At 73.2% G+C, this 24,757-nt stretch carries 24 protein-coding genes; 16 read left to right on the top strand and 8 right to left on the bottom strand.

The features are described 5' to 3' along the window. The first annotated feature begins 384 nt into the window (after positions 1-384). The 3 genes from ACIQVL_RS11795 to ACIQVL_RS11785 all read left to right on the top strand — a co-directional run bounded on the left by ACIQVL_RS11795 (position 385) and on the right by ACIQVL_RS11785 (position 2,633). Positions 385-1,107: a hypothetical protein gene (locus tag ACIQVL_RS11795; RefSeq protein ID WP_403430517.1), complete on the top strand. Its 723-nt coding sequence runs from the start codon at positions 385-387 to the stop codon at positions 1,105-1,107. Between the two features lie 151 nt (positions 1,108-1,258). Next, on the top strand, positions 1,259-1,939 hold the full coding sequence (locus ACIQVL_RS11790) for a hypothetical protein (protein ID WP_403475183.1): 681 nt from the start codon (positions 1,259-1,261) through the stop codon (positions 1,937-1,939). Between the two features lie 118 nt (positions 1,940-2,057). Next, the gene (locus ACIQVL_RS11785) at positions 2,058-2,633 is read left to right on the top strand and encodes a sigma-70 family RNA polymerase sigma factor (protein WP_403475182.1); all 576 of its coding nucleotides are present in this window, start codon (positions 2,058-2,060) and stop codon (positions 2,631-2,633) included. On the opposite strand, the gene meaB is transcribed toward ACIQVL_RS11785, so the two are convergent. The 4 genes from meaB to ACIQVL_RS11765 all read right to left on the bottom strand — a co-directional run bounded on the left by meaB (position 2,621) and on the right by ACIQVL_RS11765 (position 8,191). Beyond that, positions 2,621-3,619 carry a methylmalonyl Co-A mutase-associated GTPase MeaB gene (gene meaB, locus ACIQVL_RS11780; RefSeq protein ID WP_403475181.1) on the bottom strand — a complete coding sequence of 333 codons (999 nt, stop codon included), beginning with the start codon at positions 3,617-3,619 and terminating at the stop codon, positions 2,621-2,623. The genes ACIQVL_RS11785 and meaB overlap by 13 nt on opposite strands. Next, complete coding sequence (gene scpA / locus ACIQVL_RS11775) at positions 3,616-5,775, bottom strand: methylmalonyl-CoA mutase (RefSeq protein ID WP_403475180.1); 2,160 nt, start codon at positions 5,773-5,775, stop codon at positions 3,616-3,618. The genes meaB and scpA overlap by 4 nt, the downstream gene beginning before the upstream one ends. Further along, positions 5,775-7,580 carry a methylmalonyl-CoA mutase family protein gene (locus ACIQVL_RS11770; RefSeq protein WP_403475179.1) on the bottom strand — a complete coding sequence of 602 codons (1,806 nt, stop codon included), beginning with the start codon at positions 7,578-7,580 and terminating at the stop codon, positions 5,775-5,777. Before ACIQVL_RS11770 ends, scpA begins: the two co-directional genes overlap by 1 nt. 113 nt (positions 7,581-7,693) lie before the next feature. Then, positions 7,694-8,191, bottom strand: coding sequence for a MarR family winged helix-turn-helix transcriptional regulator (locus tag ACIQVL_RS11765; RefSeq protein ID WP_403430508.1), 498 nt, complete (start codon positions 8,189-8,191; stop codon positions 7,694-7,696). Positions 8,192-8,291: 100 nt separating this feature from the next. Here ACIQVL_RS11765 and ACIQVL_RS11760 point away from each other — a divergent pair, with 100 nt between their 5' ends. After that, the gene (locus ACIQVL_RS11760) at positions 8,292-8,804 is read left to right on the top strand and encodes a YceI family protein (protein ID WP_403475178.1); all 513 of its coding nucleotides are present in this window, start codon (positions 8,292-8,294) and stop codon (positions 8,802-8,804) included. A 171-nt stretch (positions 8,805-8,975) separates the two neighbouring features. Here the strand turns inward: ACIQVL_RS11760 and ACIQVL_RS11755 are convergent, their stop codons facing one another. Continuing rightward, positions 8,976-10,727 (bottom strand): hypothetical protein, encoded by a 1,752-nt coding sequence (locus ACIQVL_RS11755; RefSeq protein WP_403475177.1) that lies wholly within the window; start codon positions 10,725-10,727, stop codon positions 8,976-8,978. Between the two features lie 238 nt (positions 10,728-10,965). On the opposite strand from ACIQVL_RS11755, the gene ACIQVL_RS11750 reads away from it, so the two are divergent. From ACIQVL_RS11750 to ACIQVL_RS11715, 8 genes are all read left to right on the top strand, one after another. Beyond that, positions 10,966-11,355 (top strand): cell division protein SepF, encoded by a 390-nt coding sequence (locus ACIQVL_RS11750; RefSeq protein ID WP_093498570.1) that lies wholly within the window; start codon positions 10,966-10,968, stop codon positions 11,353-11,355. A 117-nt stretch (positions 11,356-11,472) separates the two neighbouring features. Next, positions 11,473-12,810, top strand: coding sequence for an ATP-binding protein (locus tag ACIQVL_RS11745; RefSeq protein ID WP_403475176.1), 1,338 nt, complete (start codon positions 11,473-11,475; stop codon positions 12,808-12,810). Further along, positions 12,807-13,136 (top strand): nucleotide pyrophosphohydrolase, encoded by a 330-nt coding sequence (locus ACIQVL_RS11740; protein WP_403430500.1) that lies wholly within the window; start codon positions 12,807-12,809, stop codon positions 13,134-13,136. The genes ACIQVL_RS11745 and ACIQVL_RS11740 overlap by 4 nt, the downstream gene beginning before the upstream one ends. A 227-nt stretch (positions 13,137-13,363) precedes the next feature. Further along, positions 13,364-13,822, top strand: a complete 459-nt coding sequence (locus tag ACIQVL_RS11735) for a DUF6099 family protein (protein ID WP_351501272.1) — start codon at positions 13,364-13,366, stop codon at positions 13,820-13,822. A gap of 231 nt (positions 13,823-14,053) precedes the next feature. Beyond that, positions 14,054-14,266, top strand: a complete 213-nt coding sequence (locus tag ACIQVL_RS11730; RefSeq protein WP_403475175.1) for a hypothetical protein — start codon at positions 14,054-14,056, stop codon at positions 14,264-14,266. Beyond that, a complete protein-coding gene (locus ACIQVL_RS11725; protein ID WP_403475174.1) occupies positions 14,263-14,697 on the top strand; it encodes a GNAT family N-acetyltransferase in 435 nt (144 codons plus the stop codon). Before ACIQVL_RS11730 ends, ACIQVL_RS11725 begins: the two co-directional genes overlap by 4 nt. Before the next feature lie 43 nt (positions 14,698-14,740). Next, entirely contained in the window at positions 14,741-15,448 is a 708-nt protein-coding gene (locus ACIQVL_RS11720; protein WP_403475173.1) for an SDR family oxidoreductase, read from the top strand. Between the two features lie 160 nt (positions 15,449-15,608). Further along, the gene (locus tag ACIQVL_RS11715) at positions 15,609-15,998 is read left to right on the top strand and encodes a hypothetical protein (protein WP_403475172.1); all 390 of its coding nucleotides are present in this window, start codon (positions 15,609-15,611) and stop codon (positions 15,996-15,998) included. On the opposite strand, the gene ACIQVL_RS11710 is transcribed toward ACIQVL_RS11715, so the two are convergent. Then, positions 15,935-16,156 carry a hypothetical protein gene (locus ACIQVL_RS11710; protein ID WP_403475171.1) on the bottom strand — a complete coding sequence of 74 codons (222 nt, stop codon included), beginning with the start codon at positions 16,154-16,156 and terminating at the stop codon, positions 15,935-15,937. The genes ACIQVL_RS11715 and ACIQVL_RS11710 overlap by 64 nt on opposite strands. 234 nt (positions 16,157-16,390) lie before the next feature. Here ACIQVL_RS11710 and ACIQVL_RS11705 point away from each other — a divergent pair, with 234 nt between their 5' ends. From ACIQVL_RS11705 to ACIQVL_RS11690, 4 genes are all read left to right on the top strand, one after another. After that, positions 16,391-17,314 carry an LLM class F420-dependent oxidoreductase gene (locus ACIQVL_RS11705; protein WP_403430490.1) on the top strand — a complete coding sequence of 308 codons (924 nt, stop codon included), beginning with the start codon at positions 16,391-16,393 and terminating at the stop codon, positions 17,312-17,314. Positions 17,315-17,416: 102 nt separating this feature from the next. Then, positions 17,417-18,334, top strand: a complete 918-nt coding sequence (locus ACIQVL_RS11700; RefSeq protein WP_403430488.1) for a DUF4232 domain-containing protein — start codon at positions 17,417-17,419, stop codon at positions 18,332-18,334. Positions 18,335-18,572: 238 nt separating this feature from the next. Next, the gene (locus tag ACIQVL_RS11695; protein ID WP_403475170.1) at positions 18,573-20,066 is read left to right on the top strand and encodes a 3' terminal RNA ribose 2'-O-methyltransferase Hen1; all 1,494 of its coding nucleotides are present in this window, start codon (positions 18,573-18,575) and stop codon (positions 20,064-20,066) included. Beyond that, positions 20,063-22,609 carry a polynucleotide kinase-phosphatase gene (locus ACIQVL_RS11690; RefSeq protein ID WP_403430485.1) on the top strand — a complete coding sequence of 849 codons (2,547 nt, stop codon included), beginning with the start codon at positions 20,063-20,065 and terminating at the stop codon, positions 22,607-22,609. Before ACIQVL_RS11695 ends, ACIQVL_RS11690 begins: the two co-directional genes overlap by 4 nt. 18 nt (positions 22,610-22,627) lie before the next feature. Here ACIQVL_RS11690 and ACIQVL_RS11685 read toward each other — a convergent pair whose 3' ends face one another. Together ACIQVL_RS11685 and ACIQVL_RS11680 are read right to left on the bottom strand one after the other, a co-directional pair. Further along, positions 22,628-23,527, bottom strand: a complete 900-nt coding sequence (locus ACIQVL_RS11685) for a hypothetical protein (RefSeq protein WP_403475169.1) — start codon at positions 23,525-23,527, stop codon at positions 22,628-22,630. Continuing rightward, positions 23,524-24,657 carry an SPFH domain-containing protein gene (locus ACIQVL_RS11680; protein WP_403475168.1) on the bottom strand — a complete coding sequence of 378 codons (1,134 nt, stop codon included), beginning with the start codon at positions 24,655-24,657 and terminating at the stop codon, positions 23,524-23,526. The genes ACIQVL_RS11685 and ACIQVL_RS11680 overlap by 4 nt, the downstream gene beginning before the upstream one ends. Between the last annotated feature and the right edge of the window lie 100 nt (positions 24,658-24,757).

The following is a 24,757-nucleotide window of genomic DNA, read 5'->3' as shown; positions in this document are numbered from 1 at the left end:
GCGCCAATCATACCGAGGCGTGAGTGAAAAGATCTTGCACCATCGTGCAGCCCGGTGCGGAGTGGTCGCGCCGTATGCCGACCTGGTACCTGACGTGCTGCTGAGGGAAAGTCAAACCGGCGCGACGGGAAATATTTCCGCCGGGGAAACCGGGCCGTGCTAATGAGTGCTGTGCTCGACGGACGGCGTTTCGCCGGTCATTGCCCCGGCGAATGCAAGCGCTTGCCGCGAGAGGTGGCCGGCTCGGTCGGCCGGCCCGTGGGGCAAACGGCGCACCCCGCACGGGTGACGCCGAGCGGGCCGCGCACCGGTGCCCACCGGGCACGGCCCGTCCGCGGGTAGGTACATGGCATGCGGACAGCGGCGAAGAGCGTACGAGCACGAATGCGATCCCCCTGGACCTGGACGGCCCTCGCCGCGGTGACAGGGGTGTGCGGTGCGCTGCCGTTCCTCCTCGCCGGTGGCGACGGCCCCCGCCCGCTCTCGGCGGACGAGGCCCGGCGCATGGCCCTCACCCCGCTCCGCGCGTACCGGGACAGCCCCGCCGAGGTGACGGTACGCGCCCCGCTGCCCGGCGGTACGGCCGTGGTCCGCGCGGTGGTCGACGAGCACCGGCACCGGGCGGTGGGCTGGTTCGACACCGGGGACGCGGCGGAGCGGGGGCTGCTGGCGTGGGACGGCGCCGGGCTGGAGGTCGCCCGGCCCAAGGCGGACGGCAGCGCGGGCCCGCCGGCGCGACCGACGTCGACGGCGGAGGCGGTACGGGACGCCGCGCGACTGCGGCCGACGGCGTGGATCCGCCGCCGCTACGGGCCCGCTTCGCTGGACACGGCCCTGCGGCTGACGCTGTCGCTGGCGGCCGCCCGCCCGGACGACGCACACCGCATCGCCCGGTCGGGCCGCCGCCACCTGGGCACGGACCGGATCGACGGCCGCCGGTACGACGTCTTCTCCGCCGGCGACGCCCCGCTGCGGTACTGGATCGACGGGGCGGGACGGCTGCGCCGGGTCAGGGAGGACCTGGACGACGACCGCACGATCGTGGTCGACGTGACGGGGGCGCGGGTACGGCCGGGGGTGCCCGAGGGACCGTGGGCCAAGAGCTGAGGCGGCTTGGGGGCGCGCCGGCCGCCGCCGGCCCGCAGTCGGCCTGCGGCCGCTGTGAACCACCCCACACCACCTGTGAGTTGAGCACACCGCCTGTGGATCGCCGTACCACTCCCCGACGCGGCCGATCCAGATGCAAGGATGATGCGCCATGACGGCAGGATGGTGCGCACGCACGATACGGTCCGCGGTGTTCGCGGCCGTCTGCGTGCTGCTCGCCGCCCTGGGCCACGTCCTGATGTCCGGCAGCCGGGTGCCCGGCTGGGCGCTGGCCGCCGCCCTGGCGCTCACCGGCGCCCTCGGCTGGGCCCTGTCGGGTCGCGAACGCGGGCTGTGGCTGGTGGTGTCCGCCGCCGTCGGCACCCAGACGGTCCTGCACTCCGGCTTCTCCGCGGCGCAGGTGTGGACCACCCACATCGCGCCCATGGGCTCCATGCACATGGACACGCACACGCACATGGACATGGCCGGCAACATGGCCGCCATGAACATGGGGTCGATGCACATGGGCCCCGCCCACACCGACCCCGTCGAATACCTGGGCTTCGGCACCGGCGGCACCGCCTCCACGGGCATGTTCGCCGCCCACCTGCTCGCCGCGCTGCTGTGCGGCCTCTGGCTCGGCCACGGCGAGCGCGCGGCGTTCCGCATCGTCCGGGCCGTCGCCGGCCGCCTCGTCGCCCCGCTGCGGCTGCTGCTCGCCCTGCCCGCCACCCCCGAGCGGCCGCGCCCCCGGCTGCGCCGCCGCCGTTCGGACCGGGCGCCGCGGCTGCTGCTCCTCGTCCACGCGATCACTTCCCGGGGTCCGCCCGTGCGGACGGCTGTCGCCTGACGACAGCTGGTGTTCCGGGGCCGTCCGCACGCGCCCCGGACGAACACGGCGGCCGCACGCCCGCTTGAGGACTCGGCCGTCTCCCCCCTTTTTTTCACCTTTCTCGCGAGGACACCGAGTGATCACTTCCGTCCTGCCCGCACGCGCCGAGGCGACCGAGAAACGCGACGCGTCGATCACGGCCTGGGCTCTTGCCGCCCGGTCCGGGGACACGGCCGCCGTGGACGCGTTCGTACGGGCCCTGCACCGCGACGTCCTCCGGTACGTCGCCCATCTCTGTGCCGACCCGCAGGCTGTCGACGACCTCGCGCAGGACACGTTCCTGCGCGCGCTGGGCAGCCTGCACCGTTTCGAGGGCCACGGCTCGGCCCGTTCCTGGCTGCTGTCGATCGCCCGCCGGGCCGTCGTGGACAGCCACCGGTACGCCGCCGCCAGGCCCCGCCCGGCGGACGTCCCCGACTGGCAGCAGGCCGTCGAGCGGGCCCAGCCGTTCGGGCTGCCGGGGTTCGACGACGGCGTCGCGCTCCTCGACCTTCTGGCGGCGCTGCCCGACGAACGGCGCGAGGCGTTCGTCCTCACGCAGCTCGTCGGGCTGCCGTACGCGGAGGCCGCCGAGGTCAGCGACTGTCCCGTCGGCACGGTCCGCTCCCGGGTGGCCCGCGCCCGCGAGGCGCTCCAGGATCAGCTGGCCTGAGGCCCCTCGGCCGGTTCGCCGAACGCCTTCAGAATGTGCTCGGCGGCCAGTGTCGCCGTCAACGTGCCGTCCCTGACCTGCTGTTCGAGGCCGGGGGCGGCCGCCCGCACCGCCGGGTGGGCGGTCAGCCGGCCGAGCAGGTCGTCCCGGACCATCGACCAGGTCCAGCCCACCTGCTGGTCACGGCGCTTGTCGGCGAGCCGCCCGGTGGAGTCCAGCAGCGTCCGGTGCTGTTCCAGCCGTTCCCAGACCAGCTCCAGGCCGGTCGACTCCCGTGCGCTGCAGCTCAGCACCGGGGGAGTCCAGAAGGCGTCCTTGCCGTGCATCAGGCGCAGCGCGCCCGCCAGCTCCCGGGCCGCGGACCGGGCGTCGCGCTCGTGCGGGCCGTCCGCCTTGTTGACGGCGATCACGTCGGCCAGCTCCAGGACGCCCTTCTTGATGCCCTGCAGCTGGTCGCCGGTACGGGCCAGGCTGAGCAGCAGGAAGGAGTCGACCATGTCGGCGACCGCGGTCTCCGACTGGCCGACGCCGACGGTCTCGACCAGGATCACGTCGTATCCGGCCGCCTCCATGACCACCATCGACTCGCGGGTCGCCTTCGCGACCCCGCCGAGGGTGCCCGCACTGGGGGAGGGGCGGACGAAGGCGTCCGGGTCGACGGCGAGACGCTCCATGCGCGTCTTGTCGCCGAGGATCGAGCCGCCGGTGCGCGTGGACGACGGGTCCACGGCGAGGACCGCGACCCGGTGGCCCAGCCCCGTCAGCAGCGTGCCGAACGCGTCGATGAACGTCGACTTGCCCACGCCCGGCACCCCGCTGATGCCGATCCGCCGGGCCCGGCCGCTGTGCGGGAGCAGCTCGGTGAGCAACTCCTGCGCCAGCGCCCGGTGCTGTGGCCGGGTGGACTCGACGAGGGTGATGGCGCGGGCGATCACCGCGCGCTTCCCGTCGAGCACACCCTTCACATAGGCGTCGACATCGATCACAGGTCGTGCCCGAGTTCCGCCGACAGCCGCTTCACCAGGTCGTAGGCCGCGTCGGGGATCACCGTCCCGGGCGGGAACACGGCCGTGGCGCCCATCTCCAGGAGGGTCGGCACGTCCTGCGGCGGGATGACACCGCCGACCACGATCATGATGTCCGCCCGGCCCTCCTCGGCGAGCTGCTCGCGCAGCGCCGGTACGAGGGTGAGGTGGCCGGCCGCCAGCGAGGAGACGCCGACCACGTGGACGTCCGCCTCCACCGCCTGGCGGGCGACCTCCTGCGGGGTCTGGAAGAGCGGGCCGACGTCGACGTCGAAGCCGAGGTCGGCGAAGGCGGTCGCGATCACCTTCTGGCCGCGGTCGTGACCGTCCTGGCCCATCTTGGCGACCAGGATGCGCGGGCGGCGCCCCTCGGCCTCGTCGAACGCGTCGACCAGGGCCCGGGTGCGGTCCACGTTCGGGGACTCGCCTGCTTCGTTGCGGTACACACCGGAGATCGTACGGATCTGGCTCGCGTGCCGGCCGTACACCTTCTCCAGGGCGTCCGAGATCTCGCCGACGGTCGCCTTGGCGCGGGCCGCGTGCACCGCCAGCTCCAGCAGGTTGCCGTCGCCGTCCGCGGCCCGGGTCAGCGCGTCCAGCGCGTCCCGGCACGCCGTCTCGTCCCGCTCCGCGCGCAGCCGCCGCAGCTTCTCGATCTGCTGGGCGCGCACCGAGGAGTTGTCGACCTTGAGGACCTCGATCTGCTCGTCGCTGTCCACCCGGTACTTGTTGACGCCGATCACCGGCTGCCGCCCGGAGTCGATCCGGGCCTGGGTACGGGCCGCGGCCTCCTCGATGCGCAGCTTGGGAATGCCGGCGTCGATGGCCTTGGCCATGCCGCCCGCCGCCTCGACCTCCTGGATGTGCGCCCACGCCTTGCGGGCGAGGTCGTACGTCAGCCGCTCCACGTAGGCGCTGCCGCCCCACGGATCGATGACCCGGGTGGTGCCCGACTCCTGCTGGATGAGCAGCTGGGTGTTGCGGGCGATCCGCGCCGAGAAGTCCGTGGGCAGGGCCAGGGCCTCGTCGAGGGCGTTGGTGTGCAGCGACTGGGTGTGGCCCTGGGTCGCCGCCATCGCCTCCACGGCCGTACGCGTGACGTTGTTGAACACGTCCTGCGCGGTCAGCGACCAGCCCGAGGTCTGCGAATGGGTGCGCAGGGACAGGGACTTGGAGTTCTGCGGCTCGAACTGCGCGACCAGCCTGGCCCACAGCAGGCGGGCCGCGCGCAGCTTGGCGATCTCCATGAAGAAGTTCATGCCGATCGCCCAGAAGAAGGAGAGCCGGGGCGCGAACGCGTCGACGTCCAGGCCGGCTTCGCGGCCCGCCCGGATGTACTCGACGCCGTCCGCGAGCGTGTACGCCAGCTCCAGGTCGGCCGTCGCGCCCGCCTCCTGGATGTGGTACCCGGAGATGGAGATCGAGTTGTAGCGGGGCATCCGCTGCGAGGTGTACGCGAAGATGTCGGAGATGATCCGCATCGACGGCTTCGGCGGATAGATGTAGGTGTTGCGGACCATGAACTCCTTGAGGATGTCGTTCTGGATGGTCCCGGCCAGCTTCTCGGGCGGTACGCCCTGTTCCTCGGCCGCCACGATGTACAGCGCGAGCACCGGCAGCACGGCGCCGTTCATCGTCATCGACACGGTCATCCGGTCCAGCGGGATCCCGTCGAAGAGCTGGCGCATGTCGAGAATCGAGTCGATGGCCACGCCCGCCATGCCGACGTCACCGGTCACCCGCGGGTGGTCGCTGTCGTAACCCCGGTGCGTGGGCAGGTCGAAGGCGACCGACAGGCCCTTCTGGCCGGCGGCCAGGTTGCGCCGGTAGAACGCGTTGGACTCCTCGGCGGTGGAGAAGCCCGCGTACTGGCGGATGGTCCAGGGCTGGTTGACGTACATCGTCGGGTACGGGCCGCGCAGGTACGGCGCGATGCCCGGGTAGGTCCCGAGGAAGTCCAGGCCCTCCAGGTCGCTGCCGGTGTAGAGCGGCTTGACCCCGATGCCCTCCGGGGTCTCCCACAGCGGCAGGTCACCGCCGGCCGCCCGCCACTCCGCAAGGCTGCCGTCGGCGTGGGGGGTCCCCAGCTCGATGCCGGAGAAGTCGGGGATTCCCATCAGGACACTCCCATGCGGTCGAGGGTCTCGGACAGCACGGCCACGGCGTCGCAGCCCGCGAAGACGTACGAGTCGATGCCGGTGTACTCGCCCCGGCCCGCGAGGACCACGTGCCGGGCACCGGCCGCCTTCAGCGACTCGGCCTGCTGCGCGGCCTGTTCGGCGTAGAGCGCGTCGCTGGAGCAGAGCACCGCCTCGGCGGCACCGCTCTCCTCGAAGGTGCCCTCGGTGACGGGTTCGATGCCGCCGGCCTGGAAGAGGTTGGCGGCGAAGCCGGCGCGGGCGGTGTACGCGGCGGCCGGGCCGAGGGTGGCCAGGTAGATCCGGGGGCGGCTGCCGGTCGCCGCGAGATGGGCGTCCGAGCGGGCGCGCAGCTCCTCGTACGCCTCGTCGCGGCGGACCCGGGGCAGGCCGCCCGACGGCGGCTCGGGGGCGGGCTCGCGCACGACCGGCTTCTCGGCGAGGAACGGGAACTCGCTGACGCCGGTGACGGGTTCGCGGCGCTTGGCGAGCTTCTTGGAGCGCTCGGCCCAGGTGGTCGCCAGGTCGGTGCGCAGCCGGCCGGAGCGGAGCACGGCCGCCTGGCCGCCGTCCCGCTCGATACTGCGGAAGAACTCCCAGCCCGCGTGGGCGAGTTCGTCGGTCAGCTTCTCCACGTACCAGGACCCGCCGGCCGGGTCGACGACCCGGGCCAGGTGGGACTCCTCGATGAGGATCGTCGAGGTGTTGCGGGCGATCCGGCGGGCGAACGCGTCCGGCAGGCCGATCGCGTGGTCGAACGGCAGCACGGTGACGGAGTCGGCGCCGCCCACCCCGGCGGCCAGCGTCGCGACCGTCGTGCGGAGCATGTTCACCCACGGGTCGCGGCGGCTCATCATCACCGGCGAGGTGACCGCGTGCTGCACCTGCGCGCCCGCGTCGGCGGCCCCGCTGACCTCGGCGACCCGCGCCCACAGCCGGCGGGCCGCGCGCAGCCTGGCGATGGTCAGGAACTGGTCGGCGGTGGCCGCGTACCGGAACTCCAGCTGCCCCAGGGCCTGTTCGACGCCCAGCCCGGCCTCCGTCAGCTCGCGCAGGTATGCCACCCCGGTGGCCAGCGAGGCACCCAGCTCCTGCGCGGCCGAGCCGCCCGCCTCGTGGTACGGCAGCGCGTCCACGGTCAGCGCGCGCAGGCCGGGGAACTCCGCGGCGCAGCGCTTGGCCAGATCGGCGACGGGAGCGAAGGGCAGGGCGGTGCCGGTGCGGGCCTCGTACCCCAGCGGGTCGGCGCCCAGGTTGCCGCGCACCGCCTTGGGGTCGACGCCCTTCTCGTCGTACAGCCGGAACAGCTCGGCCGCCGCCGCCCCGGTGTCCTGTCCGGCGTCCAGGACCACAGGGGCGAGGTCCAGGTAGACGCCGTCGAGGGCACGGGCGAGGCCGGGCACCGGGATGCCGCCCCGGCCCGCGAGCAGCCAGAGCGAGGTGACGCCGTTCTCCAGGTCGGCCAGGAGCGCGCCGTCGGGAGCCGCCGTGTGCCGCTGCCGTACGTCCCAGCCGCCCGCGGCGCCGCCCTCCGGACGGCCGCCGCGCACGTACGGTGCGAAGCCGGGCAGACCGGGGTCGGGTGCGGTGTCGCGCGCGGTGTACAGGGGACGGGTGCGCAGCCCGTCCTCCAGCGTCGTGGACAGGGCGTCCTCCGCGGCCTCGCCCGAGACTTCCCTGCCGGACTTGCGCAGCACACCCTCGACCAGGCGTTGCCACTGCTCTTGCGTCGCGTCAGGGAACTCGGCGGCCAGTGAGAGCCCGTCGTCAGGCAGGACCGTCATGCTCGGATGCTAGGGCAGAGCGCCAAAAGTGCACGGGTGGCAGGGCTGTGACCTTGCCCTCCCCGTGGTTGTGACCTGCGCCTCCCGGGGGAGGAGCGGCCGGATTCGCAAGGTCAGGGCGTGTCGTCGGCGAGCTCCGGGATCAGCGCGCAGAGCGCCTCGCGCTGCTCCGGACCGATGACGTGCCGGACCGCCTGCCCGACCGTCCCGGCGAGGGCGGCGGAGGCGTCCTGGATCTGGCGGCGGGCCTTGTCGGTGAGGGCGACCTCGATGCCCCGCTTGTCCCCGCAGGCCGCCTTGCGGGTGACGAGACCGGCGTGCTGGAGGCAGGCGATCTGGTAGGTGAGGCGGGTCTTGGGGCGGCCCAGGAGCTCGGCGATCCGGGTCATCCGCAGACCCTCGCGCGGCACCTCGGCCAGCAGGCACAGGATCAGGAACTCGTCGTGCGAGACGTCCAGGGTCTCCTTCACGACCGACCGCAGCCGCTGCTCCACCGCACCGGTCGCGGCCAGCAGCAGCATCCAGGCGCGCAGTTCGGCCGGGAGCAGCCCGCCGCCCGCGTGGGACGGGCATTCGGGCAGCTCTGCGGGGTGTTCCTGGTCGGCGGCCATGGCATCGAGTCTACCTGTTGTCCAAATTTGGATATTGGGCTAGCGTGCAGGCACACCGTAGTCATCCAAATTTGAACCATCAAGGAATCGGAGCACGGCCATGACCGTCACCGTGGAAACCGGCCTCTGGCAGCTCGACCCGACCGCCTCCACCGTCGCCGTCCGGCACAAGACCTTCTGGGGCCTGGTCGCCGTCAAGGGCACCTTCGCGGGCGTCGGCGGCCGGGGCGAGGTGGCCGCCGACGGCACCGCCAGCGGCACCCTGTCGATCGATGCGACCTCGCTGGACACCAAGAACAAGAAGCGCGACGACCACCTGCGCTCGGCCGACTTCTTCGACGCCGACAACCACCCGGAGATCACCTTCGCGGTGCGCAGCGCCCGGCACACCGGTGACGAGGTGCAGGTCGACGGTCAGCTGACCGTCCGGGGCATCAGCAGGCCGCAGAAGGCCACCGCGAAGCTGGTCTCGGCGGACTCCGACGGGATCACGCTGGAGGTCGAGTTCCAGGTGGTGCGCGAGGAGTTCGGCATCACCTTCAACCAGATGGGCATGATGGGCGGCCCGACCACGGTCACCGCCACCCTCCGCTTCACCCGCACGGCGGCCTGAGGCGCCCCGTGAGGGACGCCGGGGGCACCCCCGGCCGAAGGCTGGGGGAGGAACTGCGCGAGCAGCCCCGACGGCGCCGCAGCCACCGGCCGACGGTGCGCCCCGGCACGTCCGGCGGAGCCCGCCCCGGCACGTCCGGCGGAGCCCTCGGCGGGTCGTCCTGCGGAGCCCTCAGCGGCTCGTCCTGCGGAGCTTGACGTCCTGACTGGACAGCGTCTGCGGGTCCGCGGTGAAGGCGCGCAGCCGGATCCGGGTGCTCGGCTTCACGGGGATGCCGAACCGGCCGTTCGACGGCCTGAGCTCGACACTCGCCGTGCCGTGTCCGGGGATCGTCGCCGGACCCCGCACCAGCAGCCAGTACTTGCTCATGCCCTGGCCGGTGGTGAGCGTGTAGTGCGGGGTGAGCGGGACGCTCCCCGTGTTGACCACCTTGAGCGTCATCGCCCGGACCACCGGGGCCTGGTGCGTGGCGCGCCGCAGGGCGGTGATCTGCATCCGCAGCGGCGGCCGCCCGGACACCGCGAGCGTGGCGCTCACCAGCGCCGGGGTGAGCAGCAGGACGACCGTCACGACCAGGGCAGGGCGGCGGCGGGGCCCGGTCAGCAGGGCCGGACGCGGTTGCCAGGCGTGCTCGAACTCCGAGAGCGGCGCGGTGACGGCCGCCGCCAGCCACAGCGGGGTCATCAGCAGGTAGTAGCCGTCCTGGGAGCGGGTCGCCAGGAAGAAGGCGAGCCACGGCAGTACGGTCGCCGCCGGGCCGAGCCGCCGGACGAAGAGCACGAACAGGGCCAGCAGGGCCGCCGCGAGGAGCATGCTCGCGTGCGAGTACCAGTCGATCCGGTCGCTGCCGTTCGTGTAGTAGAGCGTGATGTCCACCAGGCCCTGGCCGTGCACCACGGCGCCCTGGATCAGCGGCAGCGCGATCCCGCGCAGCCAGCGGCCGGGCTCGGAGACGATGAAGTACGTGTTGATCAGCAGCCACACGGTGACGGCCACGCCGGTGACCCGCAGGACCACCAGGGCGGCGGCCCGGCCGCCCAGTTCCCCGCGCCGCACCGCGTAGACGCCGGCCAGCAGGAACGGCGCGACGAACCACGGAAGTTGCTGCGCCGCGCACGCGGCCCCCAGGCACGCGGCCCGCGCGATCCCGGCCGTGCCCAGCCGGCCGCCCTGCCCGATCCGCGGCCAGCGCACCACCACCGGGATCAGCAGCGCCAGGGCGACGACCGCCGGGTAGCCGACCCGGGCGTACGTCGACAGGAAGCCGAAGCCCAGGCAGGACAGTGTCGCCGCCGACCGCCACGGCACCGGGAGCATCCGCCACAGCGCGACCGTGCCGGCGATCAGGGCGCCCGCGCACACCGCCGTCGCGGGGGCGCCGTGGTGGCCGAGCCACAGGAACGGGACGGTCAGCAGCGGAGCCAGCGGGGGATAGCCGTAGGTGTAGTCGTAACCGCCGCCTATCGTCGGCGTGAGGGCGACCCCCTTGCCGCCGAACAGCCAGGGCCAGGGCTGTCCGTACACCGGGTGGCCGGCGACGAGTTCCCTGGCGGCCTGGGTGGTCAGGACGCCCTCGTCGCCGCCGTTGTGGTTCAGCACCCAGGCGCACAGCGCCAGCGCCACGGCGGTGACCAGGACCACCAGGTCCAGGCGGGCGAGTGACCGGGTGGTGCGGACGGTGAGCGTCAGCACGCCGGTCACCAGGATCGAGACGTAGCAGAGGGAGATCAGGGCCGCCAGGACCTCGTGGTGCGTCACCGCCTGCGTCCACACCGACCGGGTGCCGATGAACAGGCCGATGTCGGCGAGGAGGGTCAGGACACGGTGCCAGGGGGCGGGGGCTCCGGCATCGCCCGGAGCGGCGGACACCGCCGACTGTGTCCGCCGGTCGGGTGTCACCTGTTGTGTTTCTGCCAAGTGCACGCACCGGACGGTAATCGCGGGCGGTGAGCGGGGCGTGGCAGGAGGAGAAGAGTCCGGTGTGAGGGCGGTAAGAGGCCCCCAATGCGCGGCAATCGCCTGAATAGTGACAAGATCGCTTCTTTCCTTCCCGGCTGCCCGGAAACGCTCGCGCTTCGTGTCGCTGTTGGGCCGAACGGGTGACTTGGCGTAAGAATTGGCTGGTGCAGGCATCGAGTGCGAGTCAGGTCAGGGGGAGCCGGTGAGCCGTTACGACGTCACCGATGAACAGTGGGAGGGACTTGCCCAGGTGGTCCCGCTGCGGGGCCGCGACGCCTGGCCATCGGCGGTGGACCACCGGGCGCTGCCGGACGCGGAGACCGAGACGCGCCGTCGTTTCGTCGTCCTGCGGGTCAACGTCTTCGCCGACGCCCGTGACGTCGCGGAGACCCTGATGGCCGGGATACCGGTCCTGCTCGACCTCACCGGCGCCGAGACGGAGGTCGCCAAGCGCGTCCTCGACTTCAGCACGGGCGTGGTCTTCGGCCTGGCCAGCGGCATGCACCGGGTCGACCGCAACGTCTTCCTCCTCACCCCGCCCGGCACGGAGGTCGGCGGGCTGATGGAGGGGGCCGGGGTCTCCGGGGGCTGACGGCCGGTCCGGCGGGGCGGCCGGGCCGATCCGCGGGACGGCCGGGCATCCCCCGATCGAAGGAAGGGCCGACGGGCGGAACGGTTCGCCGGGCGGCCGGAGGCCTACGGTCCGCATATGGCCGTGCCCTCCGCCTCGCCCGCGTCCCGCCCTGCTCCTTCCGCCCGTTCCGCTTCGGGCGACACACCGGCCCCGGCTCCGTCGCCGTCGTCGCTGCCGCTGCCGCTGCCGCCCGAGGGCAGGGGGCCGTCGGAGACCGTGCCGCGCGCCCGCTCGGGCCGCCGGGAAGCACCGCAGGCCGCCGCACCCGCTCCCCGCCCGGCGCCCGCCGTCGCCCCCCGTCGTGACCCGCGCCCCCGCGTCACCGAACTCCGGCTCTCCGCCTTCGCCCGGCACCGTGGTGCGACCTTTCCCGTCGGGCAGGTCACCCTGTTCGCCGGGCCCAGCGGGAGCGGGAAGAGCACGGCGCTCGCCGCCTACGAGGCGCTCGCCCGGCTCGGGGGCGGCGCCGCGCTCGCGGAGGTCTTCCCCGACCCGGGTGCGCTGGTACCGGAGGGGGCCCGGCCGGACCCGCAGCGGCGCCGGGGCTTCCGCATCGGCTGTACGGCCGACGGTGCCGAGGGACCGGTGCGGCTCGACCTCGCCGTCCAGGCCGAGCCCGAACTCCGCATCGTCGGCGAGCGGCTGACCGCGGGCGGCCTCGTGCTCCTGGAGACCGCGCTGCGCGACCCGAGCCGCCCGGCCGTGCAGGCCGCCTGGCACACCGCGGGCTCCGCGCCGGTGACCCGGGCCCCGCTCCCCGACGACCGCCTGGGCACCGCCCTGCTGCCGCTGCGCGTCGCCGGGAAGACGGACGGGCAGCGGCGGGTCCTCGCCGCCGCCGAGCAGATGGTCGTCGCCCTGCGGTCGGTCTTCTCCTGCGACCCGCGGCCCGACGGCATGCGCGCCCCCGTCCGCACCGGCTCCGGCCGGCTGCTGCGCGGCTGCGACAACCTCGCCGACGTCCTGTGGCGCACCCGCGCCGAATGCGGCCGCCGGCACGGCCTGCTCGTCGACGCGGTGCGCACCGGCTGCGCCGGCCCCGTCGTCGACCTGCTCGCCGAACCGCTCGGCGACGGCACGGTACGGGCGCTGCTCGACCGCGGCGACGGCCGGCGCACGGAACTGGACCGGCTCGGCGACGGCGAACTGCGCTACCTCGCCCTCGCCCTGGTCCTCTTCACCGGCCCCGGCGTCCTGGCGGTCGACGCACCGGGCGAGGTCCCCGACGCCATGCGCGGCCTCACCGTCCTCGCCGACGGCTTCGACCGCTGCCTCGACCCGGGCCAGCGCGCCGAACTCCTGCGCACGGCCGTCCTGATGGGCGAGCGCGGCCACATCCGGCTGGTCGGCGCGGTGAGCGACGCGTCCTGGGCCGAGGACGCGGCGATCGCAGTGGTACACCTGGACGCGTGACCGACGAACCCCTTGACGTGGCAGGACTCCAGCACCGGCTGGCCGAGTTCGCCGCCGCCCGTGACTGGCGGCAGTACCACACCCCCAAGAACCTGGCGTCCGCGCTCAGCGTGGAGGCGTCCGAACTGGTCGAGATCTTCCAGTGGCTGACCCCGGAGGAGTCCTCCCGGGTGATGGCCGACCCCGGCACCGCCCACCGGGTCACGGACGAGGTCGCCGACGTCCTCGCCTATCTCCTCCAGCTCTGCGACGTCCTGGACGTCGACCCGCTGGCGGCGCTGGCCGCGAAGATCGACCGCAACGAGCAGCGCTTCCCGCCCGCCTGACGGTCCATCAGGCGTCCATCGGACGCCCGTCAGGCGCCCGTCCGGGACCCGGGATCGGGAGTTCTGCACTCCGGTTTAACACTCAGTAGCCATCACCCCGCCCGAATCCGAATTGTTGTCCACAGATTTCCGTCTTCCCCTGGCTCGGCGTCTCGGGAACCCTCACTCTGGGTAGTGAACTACTGAGTGCGGCAAGGCAGTTCGGACCGACGGGGACGGGGCGACGGATGGACGCGATGCGGCTCATCGTGGCGAGCAGACAGGCGCTGGCGCACGGCGCGGGCGTTCCGGAGATGATGACCGAGGTGTGGCAGGCCCAGGCCCTGGCCCAGGCGATCGGCAGCCGGCTGGCCGTCTCCGGCCCGCCCGAGCTGCGCGGCGAGGCCCTCGGCCTGACCGAGCTGGCGGGCCGCGGCTGCGGCGTACTGGGCACCCCCGACCTGGACCCCGGCACCCTGCGCGCCGCCCAGCTCACCGAACTGGACGACGCCCGCCAGACCCTGCTGAGCCTCGGCGGCCTCCTCGCCGAGGCCGGCATCGCACTGGTCGGCATGGCCAGCGCCGCGGCCGACGAGGCGACGTACTGGCAGTGCATGGAGGCCATCGACGCGGCCGACGAGTCCCGGGACCGGGTCCTGGAGATGCTCCGCAAGCTGGCGGCCCGGGAGGAGGTCCGCGACGGCTAGGGCGCCGGAGACGGCTCCCGGCTCAGGTCGGCCTCCTGCCCCGGAGGCCGCTGCGAGCCCCTGCTCACGACACACCGCCGGAGCTGCGGCACCCGCGACGGCATCGCCCGATCAGGAGCAGGCCGTTCGAGTGCGGCAGCGGCGTACACGCGCCCCGGTTGGGCGGCGTGGCCGAATCCGGCTCCTCCGACGGCGCTCAACTCCCTTGCTGAGCACGGTAATCTCGGCGGGGTGAACGGTCTCGCACCCATTGGCCCGCCGGAGGTCCTCGCTTCACGGGGTGTGCCCTTCCGGCTGCACGAGCACCCCGACGTGACCGGCCCGGTGGAGATCTGTGCCGTGTCGGGCGTTCCGCTGGAGCGGGCCGTCAGGACCCTGGCATTCGCCGTCCCCGGGGCCGCGACGGCGTCGACCGGCGAACTCAGAGCGGAGGGGCCGGTATGACGGCCGTCCGCGACGCCGGGCCCTCGGACGCCGATGACGTCTACCGTCTGCTGAACGGGTTCGTGACGAGCTACCGGCCCGACCGGGTGGTCTTCGACGGCACCACGTTCCCCCGGGTCATCGAAGCGGCCTCGGACGGCAGCGCCGAGTTCCTGGTCGCCGAGGAGGACGCGTGCGTGGTCGGGTACCTGCTCGCGCTGCGCATGCCCACCCTGTTCGCCGGCGGAACGATCCTCGAAGTGCTCGAACTCACCGTGACCGAGTCCGTGCGGGGCCGCGGCACGGGTTCCGCGCTGGTCCGGGCCGCACAGGCGAAGGCCCGGGAGGCGAAGGACGTCGAGGTGACCGTGCCGACCCGCAGGGCGGCCGGCTTCTATCGCGCGCTGGGCTTCCGTGAAACCGCCGCATATCTCAAATGGTCCACTGCATGATCGGGAATCTGTCGACCAACCGGCCGGGCGAGACGAGGAAACCATGCGGATCCAGGGGGCGACGGCACTGGTCACCGGCGCGAACCGGGGGCTCGGGCAGGTGATGGCCCGGCTGCTCCGGCAACGCGGCGCCCACCGCGTCTACGGCGGGGCCCGCGACCCGCGGTCGGTCGTCGAGCCCGGCGTGGTCCCGGTGCGCCTCGACGTCACCGATCCCGCCCAGGTGGCCGCGGCAGCCGAGACGTGCTCCGACGTGACCTTGCTGGTCAACAACGCCGGCGTCCTTGCCGACAGCCCCCTGCTGGCCGCGCCCGACCCGGACGCCGCCCGCACGGAGATGGAGGTCAACTACTTCGGCACGCTCGCGATGTGCCGTGCCTTCGCCCCGCTGCTCAAGGGCAACTCGCCCGGCGCCATCGTCAACGTGCTGTCCATCGCCAGCTGGTTCACCAACCCGGCGATGGGCTCCTACAGCGCTTCCAAGGCCGCCGCCTGGGCCCTGACCAACGGGATTCGCGGTGAACTCCACGGCACCGGCGTCCTCGTCGTCGGCGTGCACTGCGGATACATCGACACGGACATGGCCGCCCATGTCACCGGCTCCAAGAACACGCCGGAAGCCATCGCCGAGCAGACCTTCGCCGCCGTCGAAGCGGGCCGGACGGAAGTCCTCGCCGACGAACGCACCCGACAGGCCAAGGCGGCCCTGGGCGCCACGCCCGGCACAACGGCTGCTGTCCGGCGCCCGTAACACCCCACAACTGCGTGTCCCGGGCACGGACCGCCGAGAGGAGGGGCGGAGCAACTCCCCGAACCAGCCACCTTGCGAGGCGGGGAACACGAGCAGGCCCGGGGGCCTGGCCAGGCACCGGCGGGGAACCCCGGAGCTCCCCGTCAACCAGGAGGAACCAGTGTCACACCCGCACCTGCCCACCCCCGAGGAGAAACTCGCCGACGCGAAGCAGCTGTTGAGCCTCCCGCGTATCGTCGCGATCTGCGGCTCCACCCGCTTCATGCCCGAGATGACCGAGGCCGATCTGCGGGAGACCGAAGCCGGAAGGATTGTCGTCAAGCCGGGCTGCGACATGAAGTCGCCGCACGCACTCTGGTCCGATCCTGTCGAGGCCGAGGCGCTGAAGGTTCGACTCGGCGATCTGCACCGGGCGAAGATCCGGCTCGCTGATGAGGTGCTCGTGGTCGGCGACCACATCGGAGACAGCACCCGAGCCGAAATCGCCTACGCCCGGTCGCTGGGCAAGCCCGTGCGGTTCACGCACCCCGAAGCCGACCCCGACGCCTGACCGCCCACCCCCGCACCCTTCGGGGGAAACCCCGCTTCTTCGTGGAGGTCGGACAGGTCCGCGTTCAACGCCGCCATGAGTTCCTCCATCTGCTGGAGCAGCCCCTTCGGCTGACCGGACGAGGGGCCACCCTGCTGTGGAACGGACTCTTCTGACAAGACGGCCTCCTCGGCCCCCCGGCCCGCCGTCGGCGGCGGGCCACGAACGACGCGCGACGACGGCTACCGTCCGGCGCGGGTGCCGGACGGCCCGGCTCCCCCCACCCAACGATCACCGCGGAGGCCGGTCACCGCCCCGCGGGCCCGCCGTTGACGACATTCACCCGAGGGGGGACGCCCCTGACGGACGGTGCCGATGCGGTTGACGGGGCGTCGGCCGTGCAGGATGGGTGTATGGACCTTCGTATCTTCACCGAGCCCCAGCAGGGCGCGAGCTACGACACCCTCCTCAGCGTCGCCAAGGCCACCGAGGACCTCGGTTTCGACGCCTTCTTCCGCTCCGACCACTACCTGAAGATGGGCGACGTGGACGGCCTGCCCGGCCCCACCGACGCCTGGCTCACCCTCGCCGGACTCGCCCGCGAGACGAAGCGGATCCGCCTCGGCACCCTGATGACCGCGGGAACCTTCCGGCTGCCCGGCGTGCTCGCCATCCAGGTCGCCCAGGTCGACCAGATGTCCGGCGGCCGGGTCGAACTGGGTCTCGGCGCGGGCTGGTTCGAGGAGGAGCACAAGGCCTACGGCATCCCCTTCCCGAAGGAGAAGTTCGGCCGCCTGGAGGAGCAGCTGGCGATCGTCACCGGGCTCTGGGAGACCAAGCTCGGCGACACCTTCGACTTCCACGGCACCTACTACGACCTCACCGGCTCGCCCGCGCTGCCCAAGCCCGCCCAGGCGCGGATCCCGGTGCTGATCGGCGGCCACGGCGCCACCCGCACCCCGAAGCTGACGGCGCGGTACGCCGACGAGTTCAACATGCCGTTCGCCTCCGTCGAGGACAGCGAGCGGCAGTTCGGCCGGGTGCGGGCCGCCGTCGAGGCGGCAGGGCGCGGGGCGGACGAGCTGACGTACTCCAACGCCCTCGTGGCCTGTGTCGGCAAGGACGACCAGGAGGTCGCCCGCCGCGCCGCCGCGATCGGCCGCGAGGTCGCCGAACTGAAGGAGAACGGCCTGGCCGGCACCCCCGCCGAGGTCGTCGAGAAGATCGGCCGCTACGCCGAGATCGGCTCCGGCCGCTGCTACCTCCAGATCCTCGACCTCGCCGACCTGGACCACCTGGAGCTGATCTCCGCCCAGGTCCAGTCGCAGCTGTCGTAGGCGCCCGGGACCACCGCGCACCCGGTCCGCTGTGACAGGGCTGTGACCGGAGCTATGGCTTCCGTCACAGTCCTCCGGCGTCCGCCCTGATGAGGTGGCCGGATGCGCAGACCCCGCCCCCGTCTCCTCGTTCCCGCCGCCGTCCTGCTCCTGGCCACGGCCTGCGGCACGGAGCACCCGGACACCGGAGGCGGGGCCGGCCCGGCGCCCCGCGGCACGGTCACCGACCCGCCGGTGGACGGCGTCCGGATCACCTCGGTCACCATCCCCTCGGCCTCCCCGACCCCGTCCGCCTCCCCGGGCCTGGTGCACGCGGACCGGCTGCCCGGCGACTCCGGCATCTCCGCCGCCTACCAGGTCAGCAACGACGGTGACGAAGCCATGACCTACACCGTGTGGTTCGCCTTCACGACGGACACCGGCGAGGTCATGGGCAACAAGAAGGTGACCGTGCCCGGGGTCCGGCCGGGCCGCAGCACCCGCGGAACCGTCGAACTGGGTGTGCTCACCCCCGGCGCCTCCCCGGTGACCCGGGTGAAGGTGGCCGAGGTCACCAAGGTCCCCGCCGACGAGGCTCCGTCCGAGACGGGCGCCTGCCCCGCCTCCGGTGTGCGGCTGTGGGCCGACGACGGCGACGCCGCGATGGGCCTGCGCGTCGTCGGACTCCACCTGGAGAACTGCGGGAAGCGGGACTACACGCTCGACGGCTACCCGGAGCTGAGCCTGCTGGACGACGACCGCGAGCCCGTCGACGGCATCCGCATCCTGCACGGCGGTGCCGCCATCGCCATGGGAACCGGCTTCGACGACCCGCCGGGCCCGCTCGTCCTCAAGCCCGGCGAAGCCGCCCTCTCCGGCCTGATCTGGCGCAACACGACCCTGTCGGGCACGGCCGTGAACGTGCCCTACGTCCGCGTCCTGGCCAAGCCCGGCGCCGCGCCCGTGACGGTCACCCCGGGGCTGGATCTCGGGACCACGGGCAAGCTCGGCGTCGGCGCCTGGAAACGGGCCGAGCGATGAGCGTTCCGCCGGAAGGCCGCGCGGTGTGCCGTCTGCGGCGCCGTCCCGGCCGGTCGCGCGGTTGCTCCCCCAGCCTCCGGCCGGGGGTACCCCCGGTGCCCCTTCGGGAGCGCTGATCCGCCCGGTGCGGGAGAAATTCCGCGCACCCGTCCCGCGTCCCCGGCTACGTTGGAACCGCGAACAAGCGCACGACCAGCGTGTTCGCGCCCTTTCCTGATCCTTTTCGAGGCGATCCACCGTGTTCCTGACGATCACCACCACCGGCACCCCCGAACGTCCCGCCACCGACCTCGGGTTCCTGCTGCACAAGCACCCCGACAACGCGCAGGCCTTCACCACCTCGCACGGCGTCGCGCACGTCTTCTACCCCGAGGCGGATGCCGGGCGCTGCACGGCGGCGCTGCTCCTGGAGGTGGACGCGGTGGCGCTGGTCCGGCGCGGCAAGGGCAAGGGACGCGGCGGCGCACCCGACGCGGCGCTCGCGCAGTACGTCAACGACCGCCCGTACGCGGCCTCCTCGCTGCTCGCCGTGGCGATCGGCAACGTCTTCTCCAGCGCGATGCGCGGTGTCTGCAAGGCCCGCCCCGAAGCCCCGGCGCAGACACGGCCGTTGCGGATCGAGGTGCCCGCGCTGCCCGCCCGCGGCGGCCCCGACCTGGTACGGCACCTCTTCGAGCCGCTCGGCTGGACGGTGACCGCCGAACCGGTCGCCCTGGACACCGAGTTCCCGGAGTGGGGCGAGTCGCGGTACGTCGGCCTGGTCCTGGAGTCCGAGGCGCTGACCCTCTCGGAGGCGCTGCGCCACCTCTACGTCCTGCTCCCCGTCCTCGACGACGCCAAGCACTACTGGGTCTCCGCCGAGGAGGTCGACAAGCTGCTGCGCGCGGGTGAGGGCTGGCTGCCCGGCCACCCCGAGCAGAAGCTCATCACCAGCCGCTACCTCTCCCGCCGCTGGTCGCTGACCCGGCAGGCGATGGAGCGGCTGGAGCTGGTGCGGCTCGCCGAGGCCGACGACAGCGAGGTCGAGGAGATCGACAACGCGGTCGAGGAGGAGACGGAGTCCGAGGAGAAGCCGACCCCGCTCGCCGTGCAGCGCCGGGACGCGATCCTCGACGCGCTCCGGCGCTCCGGCGCCGCCCGGGTCCTCGACCTCGGCTGCGGCCAGGGCCAGTTGGTGCAGGCGCTGCTGAAGGACCCGTCCTTCACCGAGATCGTCGGCGTCGACGTGTCGATGCGGGCGCTCACCATCGCCTCCCGGCGGCTCAAGCTGGACCGCATGGGGGAGCGGCAGGCCGCCCGCGTCACCCTCTTCCAGGGCTCGCTCGCCTACACCGACAAGCGGCTCAAGGGGTACGACGCGGCCGTGCTCAGCGAGGTGATCGAACACCTCGACCTGCCGCGGCTGCCCGCCCTGGAGTACGCCGTGTTCGGCGCGGCCCGCCCGCGCACGGTCCTCGTCACCACCCCGAACGTCGAGTACAACGTCCGCTGGGAGACCCTCCCCGCCGGCCACACCCGGCACGGCGACCACCGCTTCGAGTGGACCCGCGAGGAGTTCCGCGCCTGGGCCCGCCGGGTCGCCGAACTCCACGGCTACGACGTCGGGTTCATCCCCGTCGGCCCGGACGACCCCGAGGTCGGCCCGCCCACCCAGATGGCCGTTTTCACCATAGGCACAGCCGAAACGAGCACAGCAACCGTACGCGTCGCGAAGGAGGCGAAGGCGGTATGACCGAGACACAGCGCACCGGACGGGTCCTGCCTGTCACCGACCTCTCCCTGGTCGTCCTCGTCGGCGCCTCCGGCTCCGGCAAGTCCACCTTCGCCCGGCGCCACTTCAGGCCGACCGAGGTCATCTCCTCCGACTTCTGCCGCGGTCTGGTCTCCGACGACGAGAACGACCAGGGCGCGACCAAGGACGCCTTCGACGTCCTGCACTACATCGCCGGCAAACGCCTCGCCGCCGGCCGCCGCACGGTCGTCGACGCGACCAGCGTGCAGCAGGAGTCCCGGCGCCAGCTGATCGACCTGGCCAGGCAGTACGACGTGCTGCCCATCGCCGTCGTCCTCGACGTGCCCGAGGAGGTGTGCGCCGCCCGCAACGCGACCCGCACCGACCGGGCCGACATGCCGCGCCGGGTCATCCAGCGGCACATCCGCGAACTCCGCCGCTCCGTCAGGCACCTGGAGCGCGAGGGCTTCCGCAAGGTGCACATCCTGCGCGGGGCCGAGGAGATCGAGTCGGCGACCGTCGTCACCGAGAAGCGGTTCAACGACCTCACCCACCTCACCGGCCCCTTCGACATCGTCGGCGACATCCACGGCTGCGCGAGCGAACTGGAGTCCCTGCTCACCAAGTTGGGCTACACGGACGGCGTCCACCCCGAGGGCCGTACGGCCGTCTTCGTCGGCGACCTCGTCGACCGCGGCCCGGACAGCCCCGGCGTGCTGCGCCGGGTGATGTCGATGGTCGGCTCGGGCAACGCCCTGTGCGTGCCCGGCAACCACGAGAACAAGTACGGCCGGTATCTCAAGGGCCGCAAGGTCCAGCACACCCACGGACTCGCCGAGACCATCGAGCAGATGGCCGGCGAGAGCGAGGAGTTCAGGGCACAGGTACGGGAGTTCATCGACGGACTGGTCAGCCACTACGTCCTCGACGGCGGAAAACTGGTCGTCTGCCACGCCGGGCTGCCCGAGAAGTACCACGGCCGCACCTCCGGCCGGGTCCGCTCGCACGCGCTGTACGGCGACACCACCGGCGAGACCGACGAGTTCGGCCTTCCGGTGCGCTATCCGTGGGCCGAGGACTACCGGGGCCGCGCGGCCGTCGTCTACGGCCACACCCCGGTCCCGGAGGCGAGCTGGCTCAACAACACGATCTGCCTGGACACCGGCGCCGTCTTCGGCGGCAAGCTGACCGCGCTGCGCTGGCCGGAGCGGGAGCTGGTCGACGTACCGGCGGAGCGGGTCTGGTACGAACCGGCCCGGCCGCTGCTCACCGAGGCGCCCGGCGGCCAGGACGGACGCCCGCTGGACCTGGCGGACGTCCACGGGCGCCGGGTCGTCGAGACCCGGCACCAGGGCCGGATCGCGGTCCGCGAGGAGAACGCGGCGGCCGCCCTGGAGGTGATGAGCCGCTTCGCGATCGACCCGCGCCTGCTGCCGTACCTGCCGCCGACCATGGCCCCGACCGCCACCTCGCACGTGGAAGGCTATCTGGAGCACCCGGCGGAGGCCTTCGCCCAGTACGCCGCGGACGGGGTCGCCCGGGTGGTGTGCGAGGAGAAGCACATGGGCTCGCGGGCGGTGGCGCTGGTGTGCCGGGACGCGGAGGTCGCGCACAAGCGCTTCGGCGTCGCCCCCGGCCCGACCGGCTCCCTCTACACCCGTACCGGACGCCCGTTCTTCGCCGACGACGCGGTGACCGAGGAGATCCTCGGCCGCATCCGCGACTCGGTCGACGCGGCCGGCCTCTGGGACGAACTCGCCACCGACTGGCTCCTGCTCGACGCCGAACTGCTGCCCTGGTCGCTCAAGGCCTCCGGCCTGCTGCGCACCCAGTACGCGGCCGTCGGCGCCGCCTCCGGCGCGGTCTTCCCGGGTGCGCTGGCCGCCCTGGAGCGGGCGGCGGGGCGCGGTGTCGACATCGGCGAGCTGCGCGACCGGCAGCGTGAACGCGCCGCCGACGCGGCCGCGTTCACCGACGCCTACCGCCGCTACTGCTGGACCACCGAGGGCCTGGACGGCGTGCGCCTCGCCCCCTTCCAGATCCTCGCGGTGCAGGGCCGCAGCCTCGCCGCGCTCCCGCACGACGAGCAACTCGCCCTTCTGGACCGGCTGGTGGAGCACGACCCCACCGGCCTGCTGCAGACCACCCGCCGTCTGCACGTCGACACCGGCGACCCGGCGTCGGTACGGGCGGGCGTCGACTGGTGGCTGGAGATGACCGGCCGGGGCGGCGAGGGCATGGTCGTCAAGCCGGCCGGTGCGGTGGTCCGCGACCCGCAGGGCCGCCTCGTCCAGCCCGGCATCAAGTGCCGCGGCCGGGAGTACCTGCGGATCATCTACGGCCCCGAGTACACCCGTCCCGACCGCCTCACCCGCCTGCGCGGTCGCTTCCTCAACCACAAGCGGTCCCTGGCGATCCGCGAGTACGCCCTCGGCCTGGAGGCCCTGGACCGCCTCGCGGACGGCGAGCCGCTGTGGCGCGTGCACGAGGCGGTCTTCGGGGTCCTGGCCCTGGAGTCGGAGCCGGTGGACCCGCGGCTGTGAGCGGCGGGCTCCGGCCGGTCAGCCGACCAGCCGGAGCCGCCGCGCGCACGCCCCCACCCGGACCGTCTGCCCCCAGGTCAGCTCCAGGGCGTCGGTCTCGATGCCGTCGCCGAAGGCGATCAGGCGGTCCGACTCGACCGTGAGGGTCAGGGCCGCCGAGGCCGCCAGCTCGCCGGCGACCAGGGACGTCCCGGTCGCCGGCGACGGCCAGGCCTCCCGGACGAACCAGAGGAGGCGGTCCTCCGTGGGGGCGGGCAACGGCAGCCGGGCGCCACGCTCCTGCCACACCGAGCGCAGCCAGCCGGTGGCCCCCGTGCCGGTGCCCACCAGCACCCCGGAGGAGGCCTGGGCCTCGACGACACCCCCGTCGCCCTCCAGGCCCAGGCGGTATCGGGCGGTCTGATGACCGGCGGTACCGAGGTAGATCTCGTTGAGCGCCACGAGCCGCTGGGTGTCGTCGGCGACCGCCTCGACCATCGTCAGCGCGTCGGCACCGGTGGCCGTGGCGGCGACCGAGGCCAGCAGTACGGCCGCCTGCTCCGGCCGGTGCCGGACCAGGACCCCCGGGTTGCGGCCGGGGTCGGTGTCGATGCCGATCACCGGCTGGCCGTCCAGGTACTTGGCCACGTTCGCCACCAGCCCGTCCTGCCCGACCACCACGACCACGTCCTCGGGTGCGAACAGGAAGCGGTCCAGGTCGGTCCGCTCGACCCGGGCCTGGCGCCAGGCCAGCGGCACCGCCGAGGTCACCTCGGCGAGCGCCCGCCGGGTACGCCGGTGGCGTTCGGCGACCTCGGCCATGTCCCGGCCCCGGGAGGCGAGGAAGAAGGCGGCCTGGCCGTGCGTGCCGTGCCGGGCCACCAACTCCTCGTACTCCGTGGTCCGGTGGACGAGCACGGCCCGCGGCGCGAGGCTCATTCCCGCTCCCCGCCCAGCCTGGCGAGCAGTCCGGTCAGCACGTCCGGCGACACGGTCACGCTGTCGATGCGGGGCAGGTTCTCGGCGAGCCGGGCGCCGGTGAGGGCGTGCAGCGTGGCCACGTCCGCCTCGCCGTGCACCCGCAGCCAGGCCGCCTGGGCCGCGGCCCGCGCCTCGCCGACCTCCCGGGCCCCCACGGCCTCGGCCCGCGCCAGCGTGACCGCCCGCGCCGCCTCCGCCTCGCCCAGCTTCACCGACCTGGCCGCCTCCGCCTCCGCCAGCCGTACCGTGCGCGCCGCCTCGGCGTCCGCCAGCTTCACGGATCGGGTCGCCTCCGCCTCGGCCAGCTTCACCGTCCGGGTCGCCTCCGCCTGCGCGCGCACCGCGTCCGCCGCCGCGTGCTCCTCCGCCTCGCGCCGCGCGTTGGTGCCCCGCTGCTCGACCAGCTGTTCCTCGCGGCGGGCCAGTTCGATCTGGCTCGCCAGCTCGTTCTCGGCGATCGCCCGCTCCCGCTCGACGGCCACCGCGCGCCGCTCGTACGTCGCCCGGTCGGCCTCCTGCTGGATCTGCTCGCGGGCCGGGGTGCGCAGCGCCCGCTCCACCTCGGGCTCCGGCCGCAGCGCCATCACGCGGACGGCCACCACCTCGATGCCGGTGGCGGGCAGCCGCGGTTCCGCCGCCAGGCCGGCCGCGATCCGCTCCCGGACCACCGCCACCCCGTCGACCAGCGTCTCCGCCAGCGGGGTGCGGGCCAGCGCGTCCAGCGCGTGCTGCTGGGCGGTCTCCGTGAGGAGGGTGCCGAGCTGTTCGAGCGGGGTGCCGCGCCAGACCCCGGTGTCCGGGTCGATGGAGAAGTCGAGACGGGCGGCCGCCACGGCCGGGTCGCCGACGCGGTAGGTGACGGTCGCCTGGACCGCCACGTCCTGGAAGTCGGCCGTACGGGCGTGGAAGGTCATCGCCAGTTCACGGTCGTCGACCGGGACCTCGGAGATCGCCGCGGTGAGCGCGCGGAACCAGAAGCTGAGCCCCGGCCCGTCGTGCAGCAGCTTCTCGCCCTTGTGGTGTCTGACGTGCGCCGTCGGCGCGCCGCGCAGATGGCGCCAGCCCAGGCGCCGGGTGATGTCGGCCATCGGTTCCGCCCCCTCGTTTAAGAGTCATGATGACCATAATCCCGGAGTCTGTTTGTCGTCAAGAGGACGAGAACAAGAAACGGTCGAGCAGGGGGTGAAC

Origin of the sequence: Streptomyces sp. NPDC090499, from assembly GCF_044769305.1 — a bacterium.
Taxonomy (GTDB): domain Bacteria; phylum Actinomycetota; class Actinomycetes; order Streptomycetales; family Streptomycetaceae; genus Streptomyces.
This window is presented reverse-complemented; position numbering and strand designations above follow the sequence as displayed.

Excerpts from the sequence above, each read along its gene's own strand:
- ACIQVL_RS11795 (WP_403430517.1), top strand. The coding sequence starts at position 385 with ATGCGATCCCCCTGGACCTGGACGGCCCTCGCCGCGGTGACAGGGGTG.
- ACIQVL_RS11790 (WP_403475183.1), top strand. The coding sequence starts at position 1,259 with ATGACGGCAGGATGGTGCGCACGCACGATACGGTCCGCGGTGTTCGCG.
- scpA (WP_403475180.1), bottom strand. The coding sequence starts at position 5,775 with ATGGGAATCCCCGACTTCTCCGGCATCGAGCTGGGGACCCCCCACGCC.
- ACIQVL_RS11770 (WP_403475179.1), bottom strand. The coding sequence starts at position 7,580 with ATGACGGTCCTGCCTGACGACGGGCTCTCACTGGCCGCCGAGTTCCCT.
- ACIQVL_RS11765 (WP_403430508.1), bottom strand. The coding sequence starts at position 8,191 with ATGGCCGCCGACCAGGAACACCCCGCAGAGCTGCCCGAATGCCCGTCC.
- ACIQVL_RS11760 (WP_403475178.1), top strand. The coding sequence starts at position 8,292 with ATGACCGTCACCGTGGAAACCGGCCTCTGGCAGCTCGACCCGACCGCC.
- ACIQVL_RS11745 (WP_403475176.1), top strand. The coding sequence starts at position 11,473 with ATGGCCGTGCCCTCCGCCTCGCCCGCGTCCCGCCCTGCTCCTTCCGCC.
- ACIQVL_RS11735 (WP_351501272.1), top strand. The coding sequence starts at position 13,364 with ATGGACGCGATGCGGCTCATCGTGGCGAGCAGACAGGCGCTGGCGCAC.
- ACIQVL_RS11725 (WP_403475174.1), top strand. The coding sequence starts at position 14,263 with ATGACGGCCGTCCGCGACGCCGGGCCCTCGGACGCCGATGACGTCTAC.
- ACIQVL_RS11720 (WP_403475173.1), top strand. The coding sequence starts at position 14,741 with ATGCGGATCCAGGGGGCGACGGCACTGGTCACCGGCGCGAACCGGGGG.
- ACIQVL_RS11705 (WP_403430490.1), top strand. The coding sequence starts at position 16,391 with ATGGACCTTCGTATCTTCACCGAGCCCCAGCAGGGCGCGAGCTACGAC.
- ACIQVL_RS11700 (WP_403430488.1), top strand. The coding sequence starts at position 17,417 with ATGCGCAGACCCCGCCCCCGTCTCCTCGTTCCCGCCGCCGTCCTGCTC.
- ACIQVL_RS11690 (WP_403430485.1), top strand. The coding sequence starts at position 20,063 with ATGACCGAGACACAGCGCACCGGACGGGTCCTGCCTGTCACCGACCTC.
- ACIQVL_RS11685 (WP_403475169.1), bottom strand. The coding sequence starts at position 23,527 with ATGAGCCTCGCGCCGCGGGCCGTGCTCGTCCACCGGACCACGGAGTAC.
- ACIQVL_RS11680 (WP_403475168.1), bottom strand. The coding sequence starts at position 24,657 with ATGGCCGACATCACCCGGCGCCTGGGCTGGCGCCATCTGCGCGGCGCG.